General features: G+C 70.4%; 27 protein-coding genes. 10 read left to right on the top strand and 17 right to left on the bottom strand.

Annotated features, from left to right (window positions below; genetic code table 11):
• Positions 1-2: 2 nt before the first annotated feature.
• Genes JHB91_RS11260 through JHB91_RS11250 form a run of 3 tightly spaced genes read right to left on the bottom strand, consistent with a single transcriptional unit; the run spans position 3 to position 2702 of the window.
• Entirely contained in the window at positions 3-1040 is a 1038-nt protein-coding gene (locus JHB91_RS11260) for a CDP-glycerol glycerophosphotransferase family protein (protein WP_199472934.1), read from the bottom strand.
• A gap of 31 nt (positions 1041-1071) precedes the next feature.
• Positions 1072-1887 (bottom strand): glycosyltransferase family 2 protein, encoded by an 816-nt coding sequence (locus JHB91_RS11255; protein WP_199472933.1) that lies wholly within the window; start codon positions 1885-1887, stop codon positions 1072-1074.
• Between the two features lie 47 nt (positions 1888-1934).
• On the bottom strand, positions 1935-2702 hold the full coding sequence (locus tag JHB91_RS11250) for a methyltransferase domain-containing protein (protein ID WP_199472932.1): 768 nt from the start codon (positions 2700-2702) through the stop codon (positions 1935-1937).
• A gap of 179 nt (positions 2703-2881) precedes the next feature.
• Here JHB91_RS11250 and JHB91_RS11245 point away from each other — a divergent pair, with 179 nt between their 5' ends.
• On the top strand, positions 2882-3817 hold the full coding sequence (locus JHB91_RS11245; protein ID WP_199472931.1) for a glycosyltransferase family 2 protein: 936 nt from the start codon (positions 2882-2884) through the stop codon (positions 3815-3817).
• Positions 3818-3861: 44 nt separating this feature from the next.
• On the opposite strand, the gene rsmB is transcribed toward JHB91_RS11245, so the two are convergent.
• The 3 genes from rsmB to def are packed head-to-tail and all read right to left on the bottom strand — an operon-like array spanning position 3862 to position 6587.
• Positions 3862-5154 (bottom strand): 16S rRNA (cytosine(967)-C(5))-methyltransferase RsmB, encoded by a 1293-nt coding sequence (gene rsmB, locus JHB91_RS11240; protein WP_199472930.1) that lies wholly within the window; start codon positions 5152-5154, stop codon positions 3862-3864.
• A complete protein-coding gene (gene fmt, locus JHB91_RS11235) occupies positions 5151-6068 on the bottom strand; it encodes a methionyl-tRNA formyltransferase (protein WP_199472929.1) in 918 nt (305 codons plus the stop codon). Before fmt ends, rsmB begins: the two co-directional genes overlap by 4 nt.
• A 3-nt stretch (positions 6069-6071) precedes the next feature.
• Complete coding sequence (def, locus tag JHB91_RS11230) at positions 6072-6587, bottom strand: peptide deformylase (protein WP_199472928.1); 516 nt, start codon at positions 6585-6587, stop codon at positions 6072-6074.
• Between the two features lie 191 nt (positions 6588-6778).
• Between def and JHB91_RS11225 the strand changes: the two genes are divergently transcribed.
• From JHB91_RS11225 to JHB91_RS11190, 8 genes are all read left to right on the top strand, one after another.
• On the top strand, positions 6779-7894 hold the full coding sequence (locus tag JHB91_RS11225) for a LysM domain-containing protein (protein WP_199374364.1): 1116 nt from the start codon (positions 6779-6781) through the stop codon (positions 7892-7894).
• Between the two features lie 77 nt (positions 7895-7971).
• Positions 7972-9120 carry a DNA-processing protein DprA gene (dprA, locus tag JHB91_RS11220; protein ID WP_199472927.1) on the top strand — a complete coding sequence of 383 codons (1149 nt, stop codon included), beginning with the start codon at positions 7972-7974 and terminating at the stop codon, positions 9118-9120.
• A 27-nt stretch (positions 9121-9147) separates the two neighbouring features.
• Positions 9148-9621 (top strand): DUF494 family protein, encoded by a 474-nt coding sequence (locus JHB91_RS11215; protein WP_199373811.1) that lies wholly within the window; start codon positions 9148-9150, stop codon positions 9619-9621.
• A 168-nt stretch (positions 9622-9789) separates the two neighbouring features.
• Positions 9790-12384: a DNA topoisomerase I gene (locus JHB91_RS11210; protein WP_199472926.1), complete on the top strand. Its 2595-nt coding sequence runs from the start codon at positions 9790-9792 to the stop codon at positions 12382-12384.
• Positions 12385-12474: 90 nt separating this feature from the next.
• Positions 12475-13044: a Sua5/YciO/YrdC/YwlC family protein gene (locus tag JHB91_RS11205; protein ID WP_199473240.1), complete on the top strand. Its 570-nt coding sequence runs from the start codon at positions 12475-12477 to the stop codon at positions 13042-13044.
• A gap of 90 nt (positions 13045-13134) precedes the next feature.
• Positions 13135-13752, top strand: a complete 618-nt coding sequence (locus JHB91_RS11200) for a DUF1579 domain-containing protein (RefSeq protein WP_199472925.1) — start codon at positions 13135-13137, stop codon at positions 13750-13752.
• Between the two features lie 109 nt (positions 13753-13861).
• Positions 13862-14644, top strand: coding sequence for a DUF4124 domain-containing protein (locus tag JHB91_RS11195; RefSeq protein ID WP_199472924.1), 783 nt, complete (start codon positions 13862-13864; stop codon positions 14642-14644).
• On the top strand, positions 14644-15306 hold the full coding sequence (locus JHB91_RS11190) for a DUF4124 domain-containing protein (protein ID WP_199472923.1): 663 nt from the start codon (positions 14644-14646) through the stop codon (positions 15304-15306). Before JHB91_RS11195 ends, JHB91_RS11190 begins: the two co-directional genes overlap by 1 nt.
• A 22-nt stretch (positions 15307-15328) precedes the next feature.
• Here JHB91_RS11190 and JHB91_RS11185 read toward each other — a convergent pair whose 3' ends face one another.
• The 11 genes from JHB91_RS11185 to JHB91_RS11140 form a co-directional block, all read right to left on the bottom strand.
• The gene (locus JHB91_RS11185) at positions 15329-16537 is read right to left on the bottom strand and encodes a glutathionylspermidine synthase family protein (protein ID WP_199472922.1); all 1209 of its coding nucleotides are present in this window, start codon (positions 16535-16537) and stop codon (positions 15329-15331) included.
• A gap of 1 nt (position 16538) precedes the next feature.
• A complete protein-coding gene (locus JHB91_RS11180; RefSeq protein WP_199472921.1) occupies positions 16539-17090 on the bottom strand; it encodes a DUF1190 domain-containing protein in 552 nt (183 codons plus the stop codon).
• Positions 17091-17100: 10 nt separating this feature from the next.
• Positions 17101-17508 carry a DUF350 domain-containing protein gene (locus JHB91_RS11175; protein ID WP_199373827.1) on the bottom strand — a complete coding sequence of 136 codons (408 nt, stop codon included), beginning with the start codon at positions 17506-17508 and terminating at the stop codon, positions 17101-17103.
• A gap of 33 nt (positions 17509-17541) precedes the next feature.
• Positions 17542-18210: a DUF2491 family protein gene (locus tag JHB91_RS11170; RefSeq protein ID WP_233398718.1), complete on the bottom strand. Its 669-nt coding sequence runs from the start codon at positions 18208-18210 to the stop codon at positions 17542-17544.
• A gap of 13 nt (positions 18211-18223) precedes the next feature.
• A complete protein-coding gene (locus JHB91_RS13965) occupies positions 18224-18991 on the bottom strand; it encodes a PspA/IM30 family protein (protein ID WP_233348207.1) in 768 nt (255 codons plus the stop codon).
• Positions 18988-19404 (bottom strand): DUF2170 family protein, encoded by a 417-nt coding sequence (locus JHB91_RS11165; RefSeq protein WP_199373831.1) that lies wholly within the window; start codon positions 19402-19404, stop codon positions 18988-18990. Before JHB91_RS11165 ends, JHB91_RS13965 begins: the two co-directional genes overlap by 4 nt.
• A gap of 126 nt (positions 19405-19530) precedes the next feature.
• A complete protein-coding gene (locus JHB91_RS11160) occupies positions 19531-19884 on the bottom strand; it encodes a DMT family protein (protein WP_199472919.1) in 354 nt (117 codons plus the stop codon).
• 76 nt (positions 19885-19960) lie between these two features.
• A complete protein-coding gene (locus tag JHB91_RS11155; protein ID WP_199373835.1) occupies positions 19961-20563 on the bottom strand; it encodes a hypothetical protein in 603 nt (200 codons plus the stop codon).
• 1 nt (position 20564) lies between these two features.
• The gene (locus JHB91_RS11150) at positions 20565-21341 is read right to left on the bottom strand and encodes an SDR family oxidoreductase (protein ID WP_199374366.1); all 777 of its coding nucleotides are present in this window, start codon (positions 21339-21341) and stop codon (positions 20565-20567) included.
• Between the two features lie 5 nt (positions 21342-21346).
• Entirely contained in the window at positions 21347-23242 is a 1896-nt protein-coding gene (sppA, locus tag JHB91_RS11145) for a signal peptide peptidase SppA (protein WP_199472918.1), read from the bottom strand.
• Positions 23243-23305: 63 nt separating this feature from the next.
• Complete coding sequence (locus JHB91_RS11140) at positions 23306-24682, bottom strand: MATE family efflux transporter (RefSeq protein ID WP_199472917.1); 1377 nt, start codon at positions 24680-24682, stop codon at positions 23306-23308.
• A gap of 115 nt (positions 24683-24797) precedes the next feature.
• Between JHB91_RS11140 and JHB91_RS11135 the strand changes: the two genes are divergently transcribed.
• Positions 24798-25988, top strand: a complete 1191-nt coding sequence (locus JHB91_RS11135; protein WP_199472916.1) for a DUF3667 domain-containing protein — start codon at positions 24798-24800, stop codon at positions 25986-25988.
• Positions 25989-25991 lie beyond the last annotated feature (3 nt).

Genomic DNA, 25991 nt, shown 5'->3' with positions numbered 1-25991 from the left:
GCTTACCAACGCGCCGGACCCCAGTAACCGATGCGCCGGCGCAGCTTGAACTTGCGCCACCAGTTGCGCGGCTTCGGATTGCGGTTGCGCCCGCCGCGCGCGATGAACGCATCGACCGCCGCCAGTACGCGCTCGCTGCTGCGGCCATCGCGGTAGGGGTGGATGGCGTCGGCGAATTCGCGGATCTCCGCCATCAGCTCCGGTGGCCGCGCCAGCGCGCGTTCGATCGCCGGCTCGAAGTCGGCGACGTCGTCGATGTCGATCAGCTGCGGGCCCGGGCGACGGTTCCTGAAGGTCACCACCGGCTTGCCGGTGAGCAGGAACTCGCTGAGCGCGGACGAAGTGTCCGAACACATCATGTCGACCTGAGGGAACAGCTCGAGGATATTGTCGTTCTCGGCAAACGTGAGGTGTTCGTTCTGCAGCGCCTTGAACTTCGCCACCGTCTCCGCCGGCATCTTGGGGTGGAAGGTGACGATCCAGCGCCAGCGGCCGTCGCGCGACAGGCGCCTGACCTCTTCGTACAGCGTTTCAGCCGCGCTCCAGGACGGCGAGAACGTCGAGTGGTACAGGATCACCGGCACCTCGCGCACCGGAGGCACGTCGCCGGCAATCGCGCGCATGAACGGATCGATCTTGGTCCAGCCGGTCTCGGCCACGCTGAAGTGGCCCTGCGCATCGGCCAGCGCCTGGAAGCTGGCGGTGTCGCGCGGGCCGGTGGTGCAGTACAGGTCGAAGAAGCCGCGGATGTAGATGTGCCGCGGCTTGCCGGCATCGAAGCCGTGGAACACCTCCACCTTCACGCCGGGGAAGAAGTGCGGCAGGTGGTTGCCCGGCGTGAACACCGCCTCGGGCAGCCAGCGGCGCACGCCGGCCACGTCGAGCAGCAGTTCGCCTTGCACCAGGTCCTCGGCACCCGGCCCGTCGAAGAACCAGGCGGCGTGGTCGCCGCGCGCACGGATGGCGTCCTGCAACGGGCGCAGGATCGCCAGCGCGTAGCGCTCGGAGCCATACAGCAGGTAGTGGCGCGGCTCGGTCATCGGAGTCCTGGATGCGTGGTCGGGCAGCAGGCTAGCGGTCGAGGCCGTGGCGCTGCAGCACCGCGCGCGCCTGCTCGACGGAATCGGGATTGCGCACCATCTCGTAGTAGCGGATGCGCTTGTAGACCGCGTAGGTCGCGGCCGTATGGGCCACCACCAGGCCGCGCCAGCCGTCGAGCAGCGCCAGCCGCGACAGCGCCTCCTTGGCGAACGAGGCGATGTACACCAGCGGCGCCATCCACACCCGCGCCGGCCGGCCGCGCTCCAGCCAGTCACGGCACTTCAGTTCCGCGTAGCGCAGCACCTTCAGCTGCTTGTGCGGCAGCGTGGGGTTGTGCAGGTGCTCGAACGGCGCGGTGAAGCTTTCGGCACGCCCATCCCAGCGCAGCGATTCGTGCACGCGCGCCTCGCTCCAGCGCGCGCGCTCGTGGTGGTACAGCCGCGCGAGCCGCTCGCCGACCATCGGCCGGTACCAGCGCATCGGCGCGCCCATGTACAGCGTGCGGCGGCGCAGGATGCCGACCGCGGCATCGCCCGCGATCACCGCGGGCAGCCGTGCAGCGAGCTCCGCGGCCAGCTCCGGGCTGAGGTATTCGTCGGCGTCGAGCACCAGGATCCAGGGATGCGTGGCCTGGGTGGTCGCGAAGTTGCGCTGCGCGCCGAATCCCAGCCAATCCTGGTGCACCACGCGCGCGCCGTGGGCGCAGGCGATGGCCACCGTGTCGTCGTCGCTGCCGCTGTCGACGACCACCTTCTCGGCCGCGAACGGAACGCTGTCCAGGCAACGGGCGATGTTGGCCGCCTCGTTGTGGGTGATGACCAGGAGCGTGATCGGCAGGATCGGCATCGCGACATGGTAGCGGACGCCTGCCGGCCGACGCTGCCGCGCGACGCTCAGCCCGCGCGGCGCCAGGCGCCCAGGTAGACCTCGCCGCGCAGGTGGCGCGGCGTGCCCGACAGCGCCGACAGCGCGTGCGCGACCAGGCGCCGGCCCAGCTTGCGCAGGCTGCGCAGCCTGCGGAACGGATTGGCGACCGAACCCTCGTGCACCTGCACGAAGCCCAGCTCGTCGAAACAGCGGCGCAGCACCGAGGGCGCCACCGGTGCGATGTGGCCCTGCTCGCGGTAGTCGGCCTCCGCGAACCACTGGAAATCGCCCTGGCGCAGGAACGACGCCTGCGACACCGGGTTGGCCAGGTTGGGCGTGGACAGCACGAGGATGCCGCCGGGACGCAGCAGCTCGCGGCAACCACGCAGCAGGTGGCGCGGGTTCTCCAGGTGCTCGACCAGTTCGAGCGCGACGATCGCATCCCACGGCCCGCCGAGCGCGGCGACGAACTCCGCGTTGAGGTCGGCGGCGCGGAACTCGATGGGGTCGGGCGGGGTGAAGTTGTCGGCGAACAGGTCGCAGGCGACGACCGCAAAGCCGGCGTCGTGCAGGCGCTGGCTCAGCGCGCCGCCACCGGCGCCCAGCTCCAGCACGCGTGCACCGGCCGGCGCATGCGCCTGCAGCGCCGCCAGCCCCGCCTCGTGCACGCCTGGCGCCGCGAAGATCGGGATGCCGCGATAGGCCTGCAGCTTGCGGCCACCAAAACGGGTGGCGAACGACCGGGCCCGCGCCGAGGAGTCGCCGGCGATCGCGGTGTCATCGGTTTCGTCCATGGATCTCGTCTCATTGCGTTTCCGACGCGCAGGGTAGCCGACGGGATGCGCGGCGCGGCACCACGCTCGGGCGTTAACGCGTCATTTACACACGCACGGTAAAGCTGTGCACCCGCATACAGTCGGGCACGTCCCTTGGGGGAGGGCATGTCCGGCGAGCGTTGCCAGCTCTCCGACGCATGACATCCCTTGCCTCCTGGCGTTCCCGCGACCATGCGCTCCCGCGCGCCGGCGACGTCGCTTCGATCGGCCTGCTGGTCACCACCTACAACTGGAAGGACGCGCTGGCGCTGGTCCTGGAAAGCGTCATGCGACAGACGCGGCTCCCGGACGAGGTCATCGTGGCCGACGACGGATCTGGCCGCGACACCGCCGACCTGATCGCAGGCATTGCCCGCGGCTTCCCGGTGCCGCTGCGCCATGCCTGGCAGGAAGACCGCGGCTTCCGCGCCGCGCGTTCGCGCAACCAGGCGATCGCCGCATGCCGCGCCGACTACCTGCTCCTGGTCGACGGTGACATGGTGCTCGACCGGCGTTTTGTCGCCGACCACGCGCGTGCCGCGCGCCCCGGCGCCTTCGTGCAGGGCTCGCGCGTGCTGACCGGGCCGCGGTTCCGCGACTGCATGCTGGCGCGCCGCACAGGACCGCCGAATGCGCTGTCCCCGGACGTGACCCGGCGCCGCAATGCGATCCACGCCCGCCTGTTGTCGGATGTGTACCGCGCGCTCAACCCGCGCAGCACGCCGCACGCCATCAAAACCTGCAACCAGGGCTGGTGGCGAGACGACCTGCTGCGGCTCAACGGTTTCGACGAGCGAATGGAGGGCTGGGGGCGCGAGGATGTCGAACTCGCGTGGCGCGCGTTCCATGCCGGCATCGCCTGCCGGCAGCTGCGCTATGCGGGCCTCGCATACCACCTGCACCACACCGAACGCCACCAGGACGGCGACAGCGCGAACGATGTCTACCTTGCCGAAACCCGCGCGCAGCGCCTGACCAGATGCGCGCGCGGGCTTGATGCACACCTCGCGCAGTTCGCGGCGCGGCCGTTACACGACCTGCGGTACGCGACGGCCGTGGAGGCCGCGCACTCGCCTGCTGTCACGGCCGCCTGATTGCTGCGAGCCCCCACGTCCAGCGACATGCGTCGGCCAGCCCTTCAGTCCGCCTTGCGCAACCGCGTCAGGAAGAAGCCATCCATGCCGCCCTCGCCCGGCAGGCGCTGGCGGCCTGCGCCGGCCGGCCGGCCGCAGCTGTCGTCCAGGGGTTCGACGATGGCGTCCGGTGTCCGCGCCAGGAAAGCCTCGACCTGGACGTCGTTCTCTACGCGCAGGATCGAGCAGGTCGCATAAACCAGCACGCCGCCCGGGCGCAGCGTGGCCCAGGTGGCATCGAGCAGGCGTGCCTGCAGCGCGGCGAGCGCGGTGATGTCGGCGGCGCGGCGGTGCAACAGCACGTCGGGCTGGCGGCGGACGATGCCGGTCGCCGAACACGGCGCATCGAGCAGCACGGCGTCGAACGGCGTGCCGTCCCACCAGCTGGCGGTGTCGCAGGCGTCGGCGGCGCGCAGGTCGGCAGCGGCACCGACGCCGATGCGCGCCCAACCTTCACGGACCTTGGCAAGGCGCGCGGGGTCTACATCCAGGGCGACCAGGCGCAGGGACGGATCGCGTTCCATCAGGTGTGCGGATTTTCCGCCCGGCGCGACGCACGCATCGAGGACGCGCGCGCCGGGGGCAGGCGAGATCGCGTCGGCGACCCGTTGGGCGGCGCCGTCCTGCACCGACAGCACGCCTTCGGCGAAGCCGGGCAGCGTGGCGACCGGCAGGGAACCTTCGATGCGCAGCGCGTCAGGCATGCCATCCACGGCGGCCGCGTCGATGCCGGCCTCCCGCAGCCGGGCCAGGCTGGTATCGCGCTCGCCGCGCTGGCGGTTGACGCGCAGCCAGGTGGGCGCCGGCTGTGCGCTGGCGGCGAAGATCGCGTCGGCATCGTCCGGCCAGTCGCCGCGCACGCGCTCGCGCAGCCACGCCGGCCACGCGGCGTCGGCGGCCAGCACCGGCAGCCCCTCGCGCTGCGCGCGACGCAGCAGCGCGTTGACCAGCTTCGCCTGGTGCGCGCGGCCGATGGTGCGCGCGGCATCCACGGTGGCGGCGAGCGCTGCATGAGGCGCCAGCCCCAGCGGATCAAGCTGGGCGAAGCCGGCGTGCAACAACGCGCGCAGGTCGCCATCGCGGTGGCCGAGCGGCTTCGGGATCCATGCCGCCAGCGCGGCGTCGGCGCGCGCGTGCTGGCGCAGCGCGGCGAAGCAGATCGCTTCGACCAGCGCGCGGTCGCGGGTGTCGGGCAGCGCAGGCAGGGCCTGGGCAAGTTCGGCCTTCAGCGAACGGCCGCGGTTGAGGACCGCGTCGAGCACGCGCGCGGCGATGGCGCGCGGCGCGGCGCCGCTCATGGCGCGAGGTCGCGGCGGGCGTTGAGGTAATCGGCGGCAGTGATGGCGCGACCGCCCTCGCGCTGCAGCACACGGATGCGCAGCGCGCCGTCGCCGCATGCGACGTCGATGCCGTCACGCCCGGCGGCAAGCACGGTGCCCGGCGCGGCGCCATGCGCCAGCGCAAGCGCGACCGCGCCGTGGATGCGCAGGCGCTCGCCTGCCAGCGTGGCTTCGGCCACCGGCCAGGGATTGAAGGCGCGCACCTTGCGCGCCAGCGCGACCGCCGGCTGCGACCAGTCCAGGCGCGCCTCGGCCTTGTCGAGCTTGTGCGCATAGGTGATGCCGGCGGCGGGCTGCGGCTGCGCCACCGGGCGCATGCCGGCGCGCAGCAGGCCGAGGCCGTCGGACAGCACCTGCGCCCCGAGCTCGGACAGGCGGTCGTGCAGCTGGCCCCCGGTCTCGTCATCGCCGATCGCCAGCGACTGCGACATCAGTACCGGGCCGGTGTCGAGGCCTTTCTCCATCTGCATCAGGCAAATGCCGCTCTCGGCATCGCCGGCCTCGATCGCACGCTGGATCGGCGCCGCGCCACGCCAGCGCGGCAGCAGCGAGGCGTGCACGTTCCAGCAGCCGAGCCGCGGGATGTCGAGGATCTTCTGCGGCAGCAGCAGGCCATAGGCCACCACCACCATCAGTTCGGGCGCCAGCGCGCGCAGCGTCTCGCGTGCCGACTCCGCCTTCAGCGTGGCGGGCTGGTACACGGGGATGCCGCGCTCCAGCGCTTCCAGCTTGACCGGCGACGCCTGCAGGCCGCGCCCGCGTCCCGCGGGACGGTCCGGCTGCGTGTACACCGCCACCACCTCGCCGCGCGCGCAGGCCGCGCGCAGCGCGGGCACCGCGAAGGCCGGGGTGCCGGCGAAGACGATACGCACCGGTCAGTGGCCCTGCCGACGGAGCTTGTCGTATTTCTTCAGTGCGCGGTCGCGCTTGAGCGGGGACAGGTGGTCGATGAACAGCTTGCCGTCGAGATGGTCGATCTCGTGCTGCACGCAGGTCGCGAGCAGGCCGTCGACCGCCATCACGAACGGCTTGCCGTGGCGGTCGAGCGCTTCGACCTCGATGCCGTCGGCACGGGTGACGTCGGCGAAGATGCCCGGGATCGACAGGCAGCCTTCCTGGTGCACGCGCAGTTCCACCGAGCGCGCGCGGATCACCGGATTGATGAACACCAGCGGCTGCTCGTGGCCGTCGGTGACATCGACGATCATGAAACGCTCCTGCACGTCGACCTGGGTGGAGGCCAGGCCGATGCCCGGCGCGGCGTACATCGTCTCGAACATGTCGTCGAGCAGGCGCTGGAACGCAGGGTCTGCGGCTCGGCCCGCGGCGACGTCGGCGGCGACCATGCGCAGGTGCGGATGCGGGAGTTCGAGGATCGGGATCAGGGACATGGTGGTAAAGGGTGGCAGCCGTCACAGGGTGCGGCACGGCCGCTCATTGTAGCGCCGGCAGGCTTGCGCCGGGTTGGTACCTGTGGTCTATAGTGCCCGCGCTATATGGGGAAATCTCCAAGGGGAGCAGGTAGATGGCCGGCAAGCTTCAGCGCCTTTCGAGCGCGCTACGTACGGGTATTGCGGTAGCGATGCTCACGGTGACCACGTACGCGGCAGCCCAAGGGCTGCGTGGCGACCACCCGGACACGTATGTCGTGCAGCGTGGTGACACGCTGTGGGATATCGCGGGACAGTTCCTGCAGAAGCCTTGGCTGTGGCCGGAAATCTGGCAGGCCAATCCGCAGATCCGCAACCCGCACCTCATCTATCCGGGTGACGTGATCAGCCTGGCGTACCTCAACCGCGTCGGCCTCACCGCCGGCCCGCGTACCGACGCCGCGCCGATCAACGCCATCCCGTTGTCCGAAGTCGAGCCGTTCCTCAAGGACCTGCGCGTCGTCGATGGCTTCGACCACATGCCGTACGTGGTCGGCCTCGAAGAAGACCGCCTGCGCGCCTCGCGTGGCCAGGTGGCCTACGTGAAGGGCCTGGCCGGCGCCAGCCCGGGCACGCGCTACACCGTGCTGCGCCCGACCGTGCGCTACACCCACCTGCTGCGTTCGGGCTTCTGCTGCGACACCTTCGGCCGCGACGAACTCGACGCGACCGGCCGCCGCCAGGTCGACTGGGGCCAGTACTGGGCCAACGTGGTCATGCCTGACAAGGGCCAGGAAGAACTCGGCCACGAGCTGATGCGGGTGACCGCCGGCACCGTGACCCGCGGTGAAGTGGACGGCATCCAGGCCAGCACGCTGCTGCTCGATGAAGAGGGCCGCGAAGTCCGCATCGGCGACCGCCTGGTCCCGGTGGATGCACAGCCGTACGACCTGCAGTTCTTCCCGCACCCGCCCGCGCAGCAGACCGGCTATGGCAAGGCGCGCGTGCTGGCGGTCACCGACATGCTGACGTCCGGCGGCCCGCGCGACGTGGTCGCGCTGTCGATCGGCGCGCGCGAAGGCGTGGACAACGGCACCGTGTTCTCGATCTGGCGCGAAGGCACCAACACCATCGACCGCGTGCACAAGGGCCTGGACCGCGACGAGGACACCGTGTTCTTCGAGAACAAGGTGCGCCTGCCCGACGAGTTCGCCGGCCACGTCATGGTGTTCCGCACCTTCGACCGCATGAGCTACGGACTGGTGATGGACAGCATCAAGCCGAGCCGCGTCGGCTACCACCTGAAGCACCCCGACGCGACGCACTGACGCCGGGGGCGTTCCCCGACGGATCCACGAGACGGCGCCCGAGGGCGCCGTCGTCGTTTGCGGGCGAGGCTGGCGCCATGGATCCCGATTCCTCCACGGCCCTGCTGCGCCTGGTCGCGGCCGGCGGCGCCAGCGCGCCGCGGCGCGCGCTGCTGGACGCGCATGGCAACCCCGTCGCGGCGCTCGCCGCGGGGCCGGACGCATGGCGCGATGCCGGCCTTGATCGAGCGCAGCGCGCGGTGTTCGCCGGAAGTGCCGGAAGCAGACAGGTGGCGCTCGCGCAGGCCTGGCTGGCCATGCCCATGCATCATGTGGTCGGCTGGCATGACCCCGACTACCCGGCGTTGTTGCGACGCGTGGCCAGCCCGCCGCTGGCCCTGTTCGTGGCCGGCGATCCGCTGCTGGCCTGGCACCCGGGCGTCGCCGTGGTGGGGAGCCGCACGGCCACCGCGGGCGGCCTGAAGAATGCGAGCGACTTCGCCCGCGCCATGGCGACGTCGGGGCTGGCCGTGGCCAGCGGCCTCGCCGCCGGCATCGACACCGCCGCGCACCTGGGCGCGCTGGCCGCGCCGGACGGCCGCACCCTGGCGGTGCTCGGTACCGCCATCGACGACCCCTACCCGCGCCGCAACACCGGACTGTATGCCCGCATTGCTGCGTCGGGGGCGGTAATCAGCGAGCACGCGCCCGGCAGCACCCCGAGCAAGGGCGCGTTCCCCGCGCGCAACCGCATCCTCGCCGGACTGTCGCTGGGCACGCTGGTGGTCGAGGCCGCCTGGCGGTCGGGCGCGCTGATCACCGCACGGCTCGCGGCGGAGTCGGGCCGGGAGGTGTTCGCGCTGCCGGGATCGATCCACAACCCGATGGCGCGCGGCTGCCACCGGCTGATCCGCGACGGCGCCGCACTCGTCGAAACCCCGGCCGAAGTGGTCCGCGCGCTGGCGCCGCTGGCCACCGTGCTTGGCGACGCCTTGCGCAGCCGGCTCGCCAGCCCCATGTCAGGCGCCGGGAGCGCCGACCAGGCGTCAACCGGACACGACCCGCCAGCCGGCCACGAACACCATCGCTTGTGGCAGGCACTGGGTCACGACCCAACCGGTATGGATGAACTGGTCCTGCGCACCGGATTGACGGCCGCGGACCTCTCCTCCATGCTGCTCTTCATGGAGCTGGAGGGTCGCGTCTCGGTCGAACATGGCCGGTATTCCCGAAAGTCTTGTCAGTAACGCGCCCACGGGCGCAGGCCGGGGGTAATGAAAGAAAGCATCCTGGACGTCCTGCTCTATCTCTTCGAGCACTATTTCACCGAAGACGCGGATCTCATCCGTGACCGGGACTCCCTCCAGAGCGGCCTGCTCCAGGCCGGATTCAGCCCCGCCGAGACCAGCAAGGCCTTCGACTGGCTCGACGCGCTCGCCGCGCAGCGGCCGGAGTCGCCCGTGGTCCGGGCCAATGGCCCCACCCGCATGTACGCCCCGCGCGAACTCGACAAGCTCGACGTCGAATGCCGCGGCTTCCTGCTGTTCCTCGAGCAGCACGGCGTGGTCGATGCCGACCAGCGCGAGCTGGTCCTGGACCGCGCCATGGCGCTCGACCAGGACGAGCTGGACCTCGATGACCTGAAATGGGTCGTGTTGATGGTCCTGTTCAACCAGCCCGGCTCGGAAGCGGCCTACGCGTGGATGGAGACCCAGATGTTCGTGGATGAGCCCGAAACCGTGCACTGAGCGCGGCCAGCGCCCCGTTTCCGGCTTGACAGCCGCGCCCTGCCCGGCTTCCACTAGAAAAAGACTGCAAACTGAACGCCCGTGGCCCATGCCGCGGGCGTTGTCTTCTACGCCTCCCTTCAACCGCTAGTCGCGGCGCCCGCGCCGCACCCGGAAACCACCCCCGCGATGGCCAAGCATCTCCTCATCGTCGAGTCGCCCGCCAAGGCCAAGACGATCAACAAGTACCTCGGCAAGGATTTCACCGTCCTGGCCAGCTACGGCCACGTGCGCGACCTGGTCCCCAAGGAGGGCGCGGTCGATCCGGCAGACGGTTTCCGGATGCGCTACGACCTGATCGAGAAGAACGAGAAGCACGTCGAGGCGATCGCCAAGGCGGCGAAGGGGGCCGAGGGCATCTACCTCGCCACCGACCCGGACCGCGAGGGCGAGGCCATCAGCTGGCACATCGCCGAGATCCTGCGCGAGCGCGGCCTGCTCGAGGGCAAGGAGCTGCACCGCGTGGTGTTCACCGAGATCACTCCGCGCGCGATCAAGGAAGCGATGCTCAAGCCGCGCGCGATCGCCGGCGACCTGGTCGACGCCCAGCAGGCGCGGCGTGCGCTGGACTACCTGGTCGGCTTCAACCTGTCGCCGGTGCTGTGGCGAAAGGTGCAGCGCGGCCTGTCCGCGGGTCGCGTGCAGTCCCCGGCGCTGCGCATGATCGTCGAGCGCGAGGAAGAAATCGAAGCCTTCATCGCCCGCGAGTACTGGACCATCGAGGCCGAGTGCGCGCATCCGACCCAGGCCTTCTCCGCCAAACTCACCAGGCTCGACGGCAAGAAGTTCGAACAGTTCACCGTCACCGGCGGCGACACCGCCGAAGACGCGCGCCGGCGCATCGTGTCCGCCGCGCAGGGCGCGCTGCACGTCACCGACGTCGCCAGCAAGGAGCGCAAGCGCCGTCCGGCGCCGCCGTTCACCACCTCCACGCTGCAACAGGAAGCGTCGCGCAAGCTCGGCTTCACCACACGCCGCACCATGCAGGTCGCGCAGAAGCTGTACGAGGGCGTGGCGATCGGCGAGGAAGGCGCGGTCGGCCTGATCAGCTACATGCGTACCGACTCGGTCAGCCTGTCGGTCGAGGCGCTGGGCGAGATCCGCGACGTCATCGCGCGCGACTTCGGTACCAAGGCGCTGCCCGACAAGCCGAATTTCTACCAGACCAAGTCGAAGAACGCGCAGGAGGCCCATGAGGCCGTGCGCCCGACCTCGGCGCTGCGCACCCCGGCGCAGGTCGCCCGCTTCCTGTCCGACGACGAGCGCCGCCTGTACGAGCTCATCTGGAAGCGCGCGGTGGCGTCGCAGATGGTGCCGGCGATCCTCAACACCGTGTCGGTCGACCTGGCCGCCGGCAGCGAGCACGGCTTCCGTGCCAGCGGCACCACGGTCGTCGACCCCGGGTTCCTGGCCGTCTACGAGGAAGGCAAGGACAGCAAGGGCAAGGACGACGAGGACGAAGGCCGCAAGCTGCCGGCGATGAAGCTTGGCGACCGCGTCCCGGTCGATCGCATCCACGCCGACCAGCACTTCACCCAGCCGCCGCCGCGCTTCACCGAAGCGTCGCTGGTGAAGACGCTCGAGGAGTACGGCATCGGCCGCCCCTCGACCTACGCGTCGATCATCCAGACCCTGCAGTTCCGCAAGTACGTGGAGATGGAAGGCCGCGCCTTCCGTCCCAGCGACGTCGGCCGCGCGGTCTCGAACTTCCTCAGCGGCCACTTCACCCGCTACGTCGACTACGACTTCACCGCCAAGCTCGAGGACGAACTCGACGCGGTCAGCCGCGGCGAGGAAGAGTGGGTGCCGCTGATGGCGAAGTTCTGGGGCCCGTTCAAGGAACTGGTGGACGAGAAGACCGAGAGCGTCGACCGCAGCCAGGCCACCGGCGCCCGCGAACTGGGCACCGACCCCAAATCCGGCAAGCCGGTCAGCGTGCGCCTGGGCCGCTACGGGCCGTATGCGGCGATCGGCAGCACCGCCGAGGACGAGGAGGAGAAGCCGCGCTTCGCGTCGCTGCGCCCCGGCCAGAGCATGCACACCATTACGCTCGAGGACGCCATCGACCTGTTCCGCCTGCCGCGCACGCTCGGCCAGGACAAGGACGAGGAGGTCAGCGTCGGCGTGGGCCGCTTCGGGCCGTTTGCCAAGCGCGGCAGCGTGTATGCCTCGCTGAAGAAGGAAGACGACCCGTACACCATCGACCTGGCGCGCGCGGTGTTCCTGATCGAAGAGAAGGAAGAGATCGCGCGCAACCGGATCATCAAGGAATTCCCGGGCAGCGATATCCAGGTGCTCAACGGCCGCTACGGACCGTACCTGAGCGACGGCAAGCTCAACGGCAAGATCCCGAAGGACCGCGAGCCTGCCTCGCTGACCTTCGAGGAAGTCGTCACGCTGATGGAAGAGACCGGCAAGCCGATGCGCAAGGGCTTCGGCAAGAAGGTCGCGAAGAAGGTCGTCAAGAAGGCGGCCCGCAAGACCGCGGTGGCGGCGGATGCAGGGGCTGCCAAGGCGACGAAGAAGGTCGCCAAGAAAGCCGCGAAGAAGACGGCGAAGAAGGCCACCAAAAAAGCGGTGAAAAAGGTCGCGGCCAAGCAGGCCGCAGCCACCGCGGCCGTGGCCGGGCCGGTGGCAAAGAAGGCCACCGCGAAGAAGACCGTCGTCAAGAAGACGGCCGCCAAAGCGACGAACGCACCGCTCGACGACGACGCACCGTTCTGACGCGCGCCCGCGCGGCGCCACCCGACCATGACCTGGACGGATGGCGACGACGCGGAACGCCCGCGACCGGCATCGGCCTACAATCGGCCGATGCCGTCGCCGCCCGACACCGACCTCGCCCTTGCCGTCGCCACCGTGCGCCGCGGCGGCGTCATCGCGTGTCCGACCGAGGCCGTCTGGGGGCTGGGCTGCGACCCGTTCGACGAGGCCGCGGTGTCGCGCCTGCTGGCAATCAAGCATCGCGACGTCGCCAAGGGCCTGATCCTCGTCGCGTCGGATCCCGGCCAGCTGGATGGCCTGGTCGACTGGGACGCCCTGACCGTCGCGAACCGCGCTGCCGTGCTCGCCTCCTGGCCCGGGCCGAATACCTGGGTGCTGCCGGCCCTGCCTGCCGTACCGCGCTGGATCACCGGCGACCACGACACCGTGGCCGTCCGCGTCAGTGCGCATCCGCTGCTGGCGGCGCTGTGCCGCGGGGTCGGGCGGCCGCTGGTCTCGACCAGTGCCAACGCCGCGGGAGAGCCGCCGGCGCGCACCCTCGCCGAGCTCGCACCGGCGCTGCGCGAGGCCGTCGACGCCGTGCTGCCAGGTGACACCGGCGGCCTGGAGCGGCCGACGACGATCCGTGACGCCCGCAGCGGGGCCGCCTTGCGCGACTAGTGGCGCTGCCGCAGTGCGTCGTGCGTTCCGCCCGCGCCGGGCCTAGGATCGGCCTCCCGCCGGCACGGGCCGACGATGCAAGGACATGCCATGAACACGACCCACCGCTGCGGCCTGGCCCTGGTGCTGGCCTGTGCACTGCCCCTGTCGATGGCGGCCGAACCCCCGGCCACCGGCGCCCCGGCCATGACCGCCGAACAACAGGCGATGATGGACGCTTGGACCAAGGCGGGGACGCCGGGCGCCGAGCATGCCCGCCTCGGCGAACAGCTCGCCGGCACGTGGGACGCCACCATGACGATGTGGATGGATCCCGCCGCGCCCCCGATGAGCGAAAAGGGCACATCAACCAACTCCATGGTGCTGGACGGGCGCCACGTGCACATGGCGTTCAAAGGCCAGTTCATGGGGCAGCCGTTCACCGGCTTCGGCACCACCGGCTACGACAACACCCTGCGCCGCTACACCTCCACCTGGGTCGACAACATGTCGACCGCGGTGATGTTCGCGCTGGGCGACTACGACGCGGCCACCGGCACCTACACCTTCCGCAGCGAGATGGCCGACGCCGCGGCCGGCGGCAAGCCGATCCCGATACGGGAAACCCTCCAGGTCATCGACGCCGACCACCATGTGATGGAGATGTTCGAGACCCGCGACGGCGCGGAGGCGCGCACGATGCGCATCGAGTACCAACGCGCGAAGTGAGGCACGCGTGCCGCTGCATCGGGAGGCGGGAGCTCACTTTCGTGAACAGTCGCCGCCGTGCACGTCTGCTCCCGGCGCCGCCGTCTCGACAGAGGTGCAAGATGTCGCCATGACCCGGCTCACCCTTCCCGTCGTGATCCTGCTCGCACTGGCCGGCATGTCGGCCGCGCATGCGGCGCCGCCCGCGCGCGAGGTCACGATTTACCGCTGCGTGGGTGCGGATGGCGAGGTCGTGATCGGCAACCAGCCGTGCGCCGCGGGCGAACAGCAGCAGGTGCGCACCATGGTCCGGCCGGTGGACGCGATTGCGCCTGCCGCAAAGGCATTGCCACCCGCTGCCGCCGACGCGCCGCCTGCGCCGGTGCGGATCGTGATCGTTGCGCCCGCCGCGCCCACCTACGAATGCACGCGCCCCGACGGCAGTCGCTACGAGAGCGACAACGGCAGCGGCGAACCGCGTTGGGTTCCAGAGTGGTCCACCGGGTATCCGATCGCGATCGGCGCGGACCCGCACGGGCGCCCCGGTGGTGCGCGCGGCGACTTCGCCACGCGCGGCGCCACCGTGACCGCGCGCGATGGCGGATTGAGCGTGCCCATGCGCAGCGACATCAGTATCCCCGCCAATCCGCCTCGTCCACCGGTTGATATCGGCCGACCACGCCCCCCGCCCCATCCAGGCCACGGACATGTCCTGTCGGGCTACGGTGGCGGCAACTGGGAATACGACAGCTGCGAGCCGCTGCCGCAGGCCGAAGCCTGCGCGCGCCTGCGCGACCGCCGCGACGCGCTGCGCACGCGGTTCTTCAACGCACAGCAGGTCGAGCGCGATACCCTGCGCGTCGAAGAGCGCGGGCTCAACGCCCGCATCGACAGCGACTGCAGGACGTATTGATGCTTCCAATCCATTTCCGCCGCCTCGCATTGGCGGCGCTGTTCGCCGCGGGCCTGCCGGCCTCGGCCGCCGACGTGGTGATCTACCGCTGCACCGACGCCAGCGGCGCGCTGACCGTGCAGAACGACGAGCCCTGCCCCAAGGGCAGCCGCCAGGAGCGCACGGTGGTGCAGCCACCGCCGCCCATGCCCACCTATGTGCCGCACACAGCGGAACCGGCGCCGGTGCCGACGCGTGCGGAAGCCGCGGCCGCCGTGGATACGTCCGCGACGCCGACGCAGCCGCGGCCGGTCGCGCCCAGGCCGTCGCAGATCGCGGACGCCGACCGCCTGCCGCCGCCGCCCATCTTCCGCTGCAACACCCCGGACAACGACAGCTACATCAGCGAAGCGGCCGAGCCCAAGCCGCGCTGCGTGCGCCTGCAGACGGTCGGGCATGACGGCGACCCGAGCCGCGGCGCAGGGGCGGCCTGCGAGATGACATACGACCAGTGCGAGCGCGTTCCGGACGGCGCGGCCTGCGACGGCTGGCGCCAGCGCGGACGCGAGATCGAATCGTCGTGGCGCTACGCGCGCGGCAACGACCGGCGACCACTGCAGCAGGAGTTCGCGCGCGTGGCGACCATCCTCGCCGACACCACCTGCGGCCTTCCGGCCAACTGATCGGCGAAGCCGGGCGAGCTGATCAGGCTTCGATCACGCCTGCCGCCGCGCGATTGCCCGGCTCTTCGACGATCGCATGCGGCACGAAGCGCGAGGTGTCCTGGGTGACCAGGGTTGCGTCCTCGCGCACGCCCACGCCGCAGGCGCGGTCGGCGACGATCCAGCTCCCGACCAGCGGGTAGTTGCCGTCGAAGCACGGCAGCGGATGGTAGGCCTGGATGATGCCGGGGCCGTCCGCGTACGGGCCGGGCGTGCTGATGCGCTCACCGGCGGCGGTGACGATGTCGATGTTGGCGCCTTCGCGCGAGAACAGCGGCTTGCGCACGAAGCCCAACGGCGGCACCTCGCCCTGCACGGTCTCGAAGCGCGCCTCGAGCAGGTTGGGATGGCCGCGGTGGCGCTCCCACAGCAGCGGCAGCACGCCCTTGTTGCTGAGGATCGCCTTCCACGGCGGCTCCAGCAGCTGCATGGTGTTGGCGACCAGGCTCGGCCCGAATTCCTCTTCCATCATGAACTCGAGCGGATACAGCTTGAACAGCGTCTGGATCACGCTGTCATCGGCATCGGTGAACCAGCCGTCCGCGCTGATGCCGATGTCCTCGACCGCGACCAGCGCGGTGTCGATGCCGGCCTGGTGCGCGCAGTCGCGCATGTACAGCACGGTGGCCTGGTCTTCTTCCGACTCGCGCACCGCGGCGAAATGCACGCGCGCACCGATGCGCTGCTGCATCGCGAGCGTCGCGAAGGTCTCGCACAGGACTTCCTGGATGCCGTTGTACTGGTCGCTGCCGGCCGGCAGTGCACCCGACGCGATCTGCTGCTCCAGCCACAGCCACTGGAAGTACGCCGACTCGTACAGCGACGTCGGCGTGTCGTAGTTGAGTTCGTAGAGCTTGGCCGGGCCACGACCGTCGTAGGCGAGGTCGATGCGTCCGTAGAGGTGCGGGTCGCCGTTGCGCCACGACGATGCGATCCAGTCCCAGTACATCGGCGGCACGTGCAGCTTCGCCAGCAGCTCCTCGCTGCCGACCACCTCGTCGACCAGCGCCATCGCCATGTCGTGGATGGCCTGGCTGGGCTGCTCGATGTCGTCCTCCACCTGGCGCAGGCTGAACGCGTAGTACGCCGACTCGTCCCAGTAGGGCGCGCCGTCGATGGTGTGGAAACGGAAGCCGAGCGACTCGGCCTGCTGCTTCCAGTCCGCGCGCGGCGCGATCGCGATGCGCCGCATGTCAGCTGCCGCCGCGCGAACCGAACGTGCCGCGCGCCGCCGCGCGCGAGCCGAAGCCGGCACGCGACACGGTGATCGCGCGCGCCGGCGTGGCGATGCTGCCGCGCTTGCCGGTGACCGGCCCGGTCTGGCGGCTGACGGCATCGCCGCCGGCGTTCCTGTAGCCACCGCCGCGATAGTCTCGGTACAGCGGTGCACCGCCCGCCACCTGACGCGCGCCGGTGTTGCTGAAGCCGCCCGCCAGCGCGTAGCCAAGCAGGAATCCGCCCATCGGCGGCGAGTAATACGTGCGTCCTTCCTCGCGCACCGGCTGGCAGCTGCCGAAGTCGCTTTCGCACTGCATCGCGTCCTCGTAGCGGGGCGCGACCTGCGCGTGCTTGGCCACGGCGTCGCGGTACGCGGTTTCGCACTGCGCCACGTCGGCCTGCTGCGTGCGGCAGTCGTCGATCGAATTGAGCACCACGCCGGTGGGCTCGGACTCGCAGGCCGCCAGCCCGATGGGCATCGCCACCGCCATCAGCGTGAGCCGCAGGTTGCTGGATCGCTTCTTCATGGCTGGTTCCTCACGGCGTGATCGCGGCGGCGTTGACCAGGCCCATGCTGATCGCGATGGCGGCGCTGAAGATGCCGGCGGAGACCACGTTGTCATCGATCTGCTTCGACAGCGTGCCGCTGGCGATGCGCGCCACCAGGAATGCCAGCACCTGCACCACCGCGGCCACCAGGCCCCAGATCAGCGCGTCGAGCAGACTGACCGAATGGCTGATCGCCGAATGCACCGGCAACGCCAGGCCCACCAGGCTGCCGCCGAACGCCACCGCGGCGGCGGTATTGCCGGCGCGGATCAGCTTGATCTCGCTGTGCGGCGTCACCAGCAGGACGATCGTGGCGGCGACGAACATCACGCCGAGGCCGGCGCCGAAGTAGGTGAGGAACGCGAGGAAGCTGTCGAGCGTGATGGCCTGTTGCATCGGAAATCCTTGAGGGTCGGGCGCCGCGGCGCCTCAGGTGATGTCGAGGTCGGCGATGGTGAGCTCCACGCCGACCGAATAGGTGATGCTGAAGTCGGCGGGGCCGGAATCCTCGGCGGACACCAGCAGCAGTTCCTGGCGCGACAGTTCCGGCACTTCGCGGCTGTAGAGCATCGCATAGTGGGTGAGGTCGTCGTCGCGGCGCGGCGGCTGGTGCCGGTACAGCACTTCGTCATAGACCATCGGCGGAATGCGTTCATCGCCCGCCGTGGTCTGCGTGGCGCGGGTCCAGCGGTGGCCGGCATAGTCGATGCCGGCGGCGCCGAGGTGCGCGTCGCCGGTCACGAAGCGCTGGAACGCCGCCTTGTCCGGCGGATGCACGGTCTCGTGGAAGATGAAGCCCTGGATGCCATCGACGTCACCGGACACGGTGCTGACCTGCAGGAACGCGTCGTCATCGAGGTAGAAGCGGTGCAGCGCGTAGCCGTCGCCCAGATCGATGTGTCCGTAGCAGGGCACGCCCTGGTAGCCGCCCGGCAGCTCCTCGGTCATGACACCCGGTGCGACGCCGTACATGGTGCGGTCGAACTGCAGGCGGCCGCCGACGCGCAGGCCAAGCGGCGGCGCGTGCGCGAGCTCGCCCGGGCCTGGCAGCGCCGCTGCGGGCGCGGCCGGCCTGCGTCCGAGCAGCCTGTCCAGCAATCCCACGGCGTGCCTACCTGCGCTTGTCGAACAGCGACTCGGCGGCCAGCAGCTTCTGCGCGTCGGCCGAGGCCGGGCTGTCCAGCACGATGGCGTCCTGCGGCTTGCGGAAGCGCTCGAGGATGCCGTCGACATTGGACGGGTCGTGCACCAGGCCGGCCTGTGCCAGGCGGGACTTCAGGTCGCCGTCGCCGGTTTCCTGCTCGAGCTGGTGGGCCGCCTCGAAGCGCGCGCCCTGCTCTTCCTGGCGCTGCTTGATGCGCTCCAGCGAATCCAGTGCGGTACCGATCTTGCTGTTGGCGCCGGAATGCCGCGCCGACACCGCCGACTGCGCGCGCTGCACGGCCTCGGTCGCTTTCACGGTATCGATCTGCTGCTTCAGGCGCGTCAGCTGGGTCTCGGTGCTGCGGATCGCGGTCTTCAGCGAACCGATGCTGCTGTCGAGGCTCTGCACGTTGTCGGCTTCGGCCTGCAGGTCGCGCTCGACGTCGGACAGCTTGGTCGCGACCTCGCGGGCGAGGCCTTCGTCGCCCTTGGCCAGCGCGCCCTGCACGTAGCCTTCGTATTCGCGGCGCTTGTCGAGCAGCGCGCTGCCGCGGTTGGCAGCCAGCTGGCGCTGCGCCATCACCTTGGTCAGCTCCTGCTTGGACTTGGCGAGCTCGGAGGTGCTGTCGCGCAGCTCCTGGTCGAGGATGCGGATCGCGTTCTTGTCGACCACGGCCTGGCCGGCCTCGTTGGCCGTGCCGCGGAACAGGGTGAAGATCTTGGCGAGGATGCTCATGCGGTCACCAGGTACGTCTGCAGGGTTTCAATGGCGTCGATGGCGTTGACGCCGAGGGTGCGGATCTCGTGGACGATCTGCTCGCCGGTGGAATCGGCCGACAGCTCGCCGAACACCACGTAGACATCCTGGCCGTCGACGGTGGCCAGGCCGAGGTTCGACAGCGGGTTGATCGGGTTCAGGCGCATGCAGGCGTCGTTGAACGCGGCGCGGTCGCGCACCTGCGCGCCGGTGACCAGCGGCGTCGAGCAGTACACCTGGTGCTCGCTTGCGACCAGGGTCACCTCGAGATCACCGGCGTCGGCGAGGACGACCTGGAGCGTGGTCTCGGTGTCGTCGAGGGTGGCGACGCGGTCGGCGCCGAAGGCGTCGGCGAGGATCTGGTGGAGCTGTTCGCGGGTCCAGTGCGACATGGACGGTCCTGTGCAATGAGGGACAGGCGCAAGTATGGGGCAACCCGCCCCCGCACCGCAGGGAAACGCAGCGTCCCGGGCGCGCGCCCGGTATTCATTTTCCGTGTCGTCGGCGGCGGCTTCCGGTCAGCCGCCGAGCTTGCTGCGGAACGCGAAATACACCGCGCCGACCATGCACAGCGCCGCCCACAGGTAGTCCAGCTTCAGCGGCTCCTTCAGGTAGAACAGCGCGAACGGCACGAACACCGCCAGGGTGATCACTTCCTGCAGGATCTTCAGCTGCGCGATCGAGAACACGGTGTAGCCGATGCGGTTGGCCGGCACCTGGAACATGTATTCGAAGAACGCGAGGCCCCAGCTGGCCAGCGCGGCCACGATCCAAGGTTTGTGCGACAGCTCCTTGAGATGCGCGTACCAGGCGAACGTCATGAACACGTTGCTCAGCAGGAGCAGCGCGATGGTCAGCGAGGTTGCACGCATGGCGCGGGGTGCCCGTGGCGGTGGATCAGGCTGGAAATGATACGTCCGGCACGGCGCGCAGGCGCATGCCCGGCTTTCAGCGCATCAGTGGCGGGAGCACGTGGTACAGCACGCCGCAGGCGGCGCCCAGCAGCGCCCCGGCCACCACATCCGCGCGCGTGTGCCGCCGCAGCTGCAGCCGCGACCACGCCACCAGGCACGCGAGTACGAGCAGCACCACCGTCACCGCGGCGTGCGGCCAGGCGATGCCGGCGGCGAACAGCGCGAAGCCGACGTGCAGCGACGCCTTCAGCCGATGGCGGAGCAGGTGCCCGCCGACCACCAGCAGGCCCGCCAGCGCGAACGCGACGACCAGTGCAGGCGGCGCGTGCACCAGATGGCCGGCCACCGCCAGGGTGAGCATCAGCGCGCCCGCGAAGACGTTGAACTCGGCGCGCTCGTGTCGCGCGGACGCGTCCACGTGCGCCCACCTCCCCGACCGCGTCCGCACCACCGTGAAGGCCACCACGACCAGGGCGACGGCCGCGGTGGCCAGCACGATGCCCATGACGGTGCGCGGCGCTGCGTCACCGCCCGCGGCGGCCACGCCCGCCGCCAGCGTCATCACTGCGGCCGGGTGGCCGATGATCGACACCGCGCGCGCGGCCATGTGCACCGCGCCGGCGCCCGCACCGGCCACCTCAGAATCCGTACTGCAGGAACCCGCCGTCCACGGCGATGCATTCGCCAGTGACGTAGCCCGACGCCGGCAGGCACAGGAACGCCACCGCCGCCGCGACTTCCTCCGGCTCGCCGATGCGACCCATCGGCGTGCGCATCAGCACCTCGTCGAGGTAGTCGGGATCGGCCAGGCTCGGCGATGTGCGGCGGGTGCGGATATACCAGGGCGCGACGCAGTTCACGCGGATGCCGTCCTCCGCCCATTCGCAGGCGAGGTTGCGGGTCATCTGGTGCATCGCGGCCTTGCTCATGCCGTACGGCGCGCCGGTGCGCACGTGGGTCGAGCCGGACACGCTGCCGACGTTGACGATGCTGCTGGCCGCGTGCTGCGCGAGCAGCGGATGCGCGTAGCGCGACAGTTCGAAAGCGCTGAACAGGTTGACCTCGAAGATCTCGCGCCACTCGTCTTCGGTGTAGTCCACCGAAGGCTTGACGAGGTTTCCGCCGGCGTTGTTGACCAGGATGTTCAGGCCTTCGCCCTGGTCCTCGACCCAGTCGAGCAGCTCGCGGCGCTGCTCGTCGTCGGCGACGTTGGCGATGAAGGCGCGCACCTCGCCGTCGGGATACTCGTCGGCGAGCTCGTCGCGCGCGGCTTCCAGCGCGTCGCCGTCGCGCGCGGCGATCAGCACGCGCGCACCGAAGCCGAGGAGCTCCGCGGCGATCGCGCGGCCGATGCCGGCGCTGCCGCCGGTGACGAGTGCAAGCTGTCCGTCGAGCCGCCAGCGGGTGCCGTGCATGCCGCTCACGGCATGCAGAAGCAGTGCACGACCGCCTTCACCGGATTGCCGCCCTTGGACAGGGTCTGCTCGATGAAGCGCAGCTCCTGCTCGGCCTGCGGCAGCGCCTTGGCCAGCAAGCCCTGCACGAAGTCGCTGCGGCCAAGCAGCGCCTGGCCGGCGCGGCTGCCGGCAAAGCCGCTGATGAAGCTCTCGAACGGCGACATCGGCTTCTCGACGTAGCGCAGGCGCCACTTGCCCGCGTCGCCCAGTCCGGCGCGCTCGGCGGCGTCGGCGACCGCGGTCCGCAGGCCACCGAATTCATCCACCAGCCCGCGCTCCTTCGCCTGTGCACCGCTCCACACGCGGCCACGCGCGACCGCATCCACAGCCTCGACCGTCTGGTTGCGGGCGCTGGCGACCTTGCCGGTGAACTCGCGATAGCCCTTGTCGATCACGCTCTGGATCACCTGCCCGACCTCGGGCTGCAGCGGCCTCGTGGGATCGAACGCGCCGGCGAAACGCGTGGTGCCGACGCCGTCGGTGTGCACGCCGATCTTCTCCAGCGTGCGCGGAATGCTCGGGAACATGCCGAAGATGCCGATCGAGCCGGTGATCGTGGATTCATCGGCGTAGATGCGGTCGGCATCCATGCTGATCCAGTAGCCGCCCGACGCGGCGAGGTCGCCCATGGACACCACGACCGGCTTGCCGGCGGCCTTCAGCGCCACGACTTCGCGACGGATCTGCTCGGAGGCGAAGACCTCGCCGCCCGGCGAGTCGACGCGCAGCACCACCGCCTTGACCTTCTCGTCGTCGCGCGCCGCGCGCAGCAGCGCGGAGGTCGATTCGCCGCCCACGGTGCCCGGCTTCTGCTGGCCACCCATGATCTGGCCCTCGGCCACCACCACCGCGACCTGCGGCCGCGCATCGGCATCGGCCAGCGGGCTGGTGACGTGCTGCAGGTAGGCGTCCATGGAGATTTCGCGCACGCCGCTGTCGCTGTCCTCGTCGGCCACGCCGCGCTCGGCAAGCAGCAGCTGCAGCTCTTCGACGGTCTTCAGGCCGTCGACCAGCTTCTGTTCCACCGCATAGCGGGCGAGGTCGCCGCCGGCGGCTTCGATGCCGGCCGGCATGGTGTCGATGCCGGCCGCGAGCGTGGCCGCGTCGAGCTTGCGCGCGCGCGCCACGTCGCCGAGGAAGCGCTGCCAGATGTCGTTCATCCAGAACAGGTCGGCCTGCTTGGATTCGGGCGAAGCGTCATCACGCACGTAGGGCTCGGCGGCGGACTTGAACTCGCCGACCTTGAACAGGTGGATGTCGACGCCGAGCTTGTCCTGCAGGCCCTCGCGGTAGTACTGGCGGTAGCGGCCGAGGCCCTCGAGCACCATGCCGCCCTGCGGGTCCATGTAGACCTCGTCGGCCTGCGCGGCCAGCAGGTACTGCGCCTGGTCGAAGAACTCGCCGTACGCGACGACCTGCTTGCCGGCCGCGCGCAGCTCGGTCACCGCGGCGGCCACCTCGCGCAGCGAGGCGTAGCCGGAGAACGCCATGCGGTCGGTGCGCAGCAGCACGCGCTCGATGCGCTTGTCGTCCTTCGCCGACTCGAGCGTCAGCAGCAGGTCGCGCAGGCGTACTTCGGCGGTGTCCTGGCCGGTCAGCTTGCTGAAGCTGCGGGTGACCGGGTCGACGCTGAACTGCTCGACCAGCGCGCCCTCCGGCGCGATCACCAGGGTGGTGCGGTCGAGCAGCGGGTGCGCGCGCTCGGCGGACGCCAGCGCCACCAGCACCACGATCACCAGCAGCAGGAACAGCAGGTTGAAGACCAGCCGGCGCGTGAAGTTGAGGGCGTTCCAGGCGCCCACGGCGACGCGGGTGATCGGCCCGCGGCGGCGAGGGGTAACGGCGTGTGTTGCGGACATGGCGTGCTCTGCGAAGGCTTTGGAAGCGGCTGCGGCCAGTATCACCGCTGCCGATGGCCGTCGTCACCCGCCATCGGTCACTGGGCCGCCTGCCGGGATGCGCCCGGACGTGCGCAGGAAACGCGTCGCCATCAGCACGGCGGCCACCAGCAGGCCGGCGATCAGCCCGATCCACATGCCGCGCGGTCCCATGCCCAATCCGAGGCCGAGCCCCGCGCCGAGCGGCATGCCCACGCCCCAGTACGCGAACGCGGCCAGGAACATCGGCACGCGGGTATCGCGCAGCCCGCGCAGCGCACCCGCCGACAGCACCTGCACGCCGTCCGGGAACTGGAAGCAGGCCGCGAACAGCAGCAGCGAGCCGGCCAGCGTGGCGACCGCGGCATCGCGCGTGTACAGCGCCGCCACCATGTCGTGGCCGAGGAACAGCAGCAGCGCCGACAGCGTCTGCGTGGCGAGCACCAGCACCATCCCGGCCATCGCCGCGCGGCGCACGCCGTCGCGCCCACGGCCGGCGCCGACGGCGTGGCCGACGCGCACGGTGGTCGCCTCGGCCACGCCGAACGGGATCATGAAACACAGGCTGGCGACGTTGATCGCGATCTGGTGGGCGGCGGCTTCGAGCTGGCCGATCCGGCCGATCAGCAGCGCGGTCACGATGAACAAGCCGCCCTCCATCGCCACGGTCACGCCGATCGGCAGGCCGGTGCGCAGCAGCATCGCGATCGGCGCGCGACGCGGCGGGTCGAGGCGCGCGAACAGCCCCAGCGACGCGAAACGGCGCGCGCGCGCCAGGTAGGCGGCGAACGCCAGCGCCTGCGCCCACATCATGATCGCCGACGCCAGGCCCAGGCCGCCGGCGCCCATCTCCGGCATGCCGAACGCGCCGAACGCCAGCGCATAGCCCAGCGGCAGCAGCACCAGCAGGCCGCCGAATCCAAGCAGCATCGTCGGCAGGGTCCAGTGCAGGCCGTCGCTCAGGTAGCGCATGGCGTAGTACAGCGTCAGCGCCGGGATGCCCCAGCGGATCCCGTGCATGAAATCGCGGGCGCCCGGGCGGATCGCCGCGTCGATGCCCATGGGTTCGAGGGCGAGCGTGGCGACGCTCAGGAACGCGAACAGCAGCAGCCCGAGGGCCAGCGCCAGCCACAGCGCCTGCCGGAACAGCGCGGCGATCTCATCGCGTCGCCCGGCGCCGTCGAGCTGCGAGACCAGCGCCGGCACCGCCATCAGCGTGCCCATCGGCACCATCATCGGCAGCCAGAACATCGCCGTGCCCACCGACACCGCCGCCAGCGTGGTGGTGCCGTGGTGGCCGGCGATCACGCTGTCCACCAGGCCGATCAGCCCGGTCGACAGGTGTCCGGCGACCAGCGGGAGTGCCAGGACGGCCGTACTGCGCACTTCGTGGCGGAAATGCACGGGCGATGGCGTTGACATGCGTAGAGGAAACCCGGGGGAAGTTGCGCGTGGCGCGCCGCACACGCCACGGCAGGCCGCGTGCTGGCGCCGGGTCGCGGCAGGCCGCTATCTTAGTGCCAGACGAGGGAAGCCCATGACCGACGCCGGCAACGACACGTCCGTCCAGCCCCTGCCGCGGGCACCCGCGCCAACGCCCGGCGCGGCCTGCGGCAACTGCGGCACGCGCCTGCTCGGCCCCCACTGCCACGCCTGCGGGCAGCCGGTCACCGGACTGGTCCGCCACTTCAGCAGCCTGGTCGGCGATTTCCTGGACAGCGTCTTCGACCTCGACTCACGCACGCCACGCACGCTGTGGCCGCTGTTCGCGCGCCCGGGGCACCTCAGTCTGGAGTACTTCGCCGGCCGCCGCGTGCGCTACGTCAGCCCGGTGCGGCTGTTCTTCTTCCTCGCCATCGTGACGTTCTTCGTCGCCCAGTTGCTGCTGAGTTTCGGCGACGGGGTCATCATCGAAACGGATACGCCGCAGGCGGATGCCGTGTCGCAGGCGATGACGGTGGACGAGGTCCGCGCGCGGCGCGACGCGGCAATGCAGGAAGCCCGCGACGCGCGAAGCGGCAAGCAGCCCGCGGTCGGCCCGGACCCCGCCCTGGTCGCGCTCGAGGTCGCGATCGAGAAGGCCGCCGGTGACCGCATCGCGGCACTGCGCCAGGCCGAGCGCGCCGGCACGCCACCGCCGCCGCCACCCGCCGGCGATGACAGCCCGACGATGTCGTTCAACGGCAGGCCGTGGGATCCCGTCCACAACCGGCTGGAGGCGCGCTGGCTGCCGGGGTTCGCCAACGACTGGCTCAATGCCCAGGCCGGGCGCGCGCAGCGCAACATCGCCCGCGTGCGCGACGAGCCCGACCTGTTCAAGGACGCGGCGCTCGGCGCCGCACCCACCGCGCTGATGCTGCTGCTGCCGGTGTTCGCGCTGATGCTGAAGCTCGCCTACCTGTTCAAGCACCGCCTGTACATGGAACACCTGATCATCGCCCTGCACAGCCATGCCTTCCTCTGCCTGGCGCTGCTGCTGGTGCTGGTGGTCGCCGCGCTGGAGCGCTGGCTGGCGCCACAGCCGGGACCGGCGCACACGGCGTTCCTGGTCGTGGAGGGCGCGCTGTGGACGTGGATGCCGCTCTACCTGCTGCTCATGCAGAAGCGCATCTACGGGCAGGGTTGGGTGGCGACGCTGCTCAAATTCAGCGTGCTGGGCATCTCGTACAGCGTGCTGCTGTCGTTCGCGGCGGCATTCGTCGCGATCGCCGGGCTGGTCGGGGTGTAGCCC

Source organism: Luteimonas sp. MC1828, from assembly GCF_016461615.1.
Taxonomy (GTDB): Bacteria; Pseudomonadota; Gammaproteobacteria; order Xanthomonadales; family Xanthomonadaceae; genus Luteimonas.
Note: the sequence above shows the minus strand (reverse complement) of the source record. Positions and strands in the feature narration are given on the sequence as shown.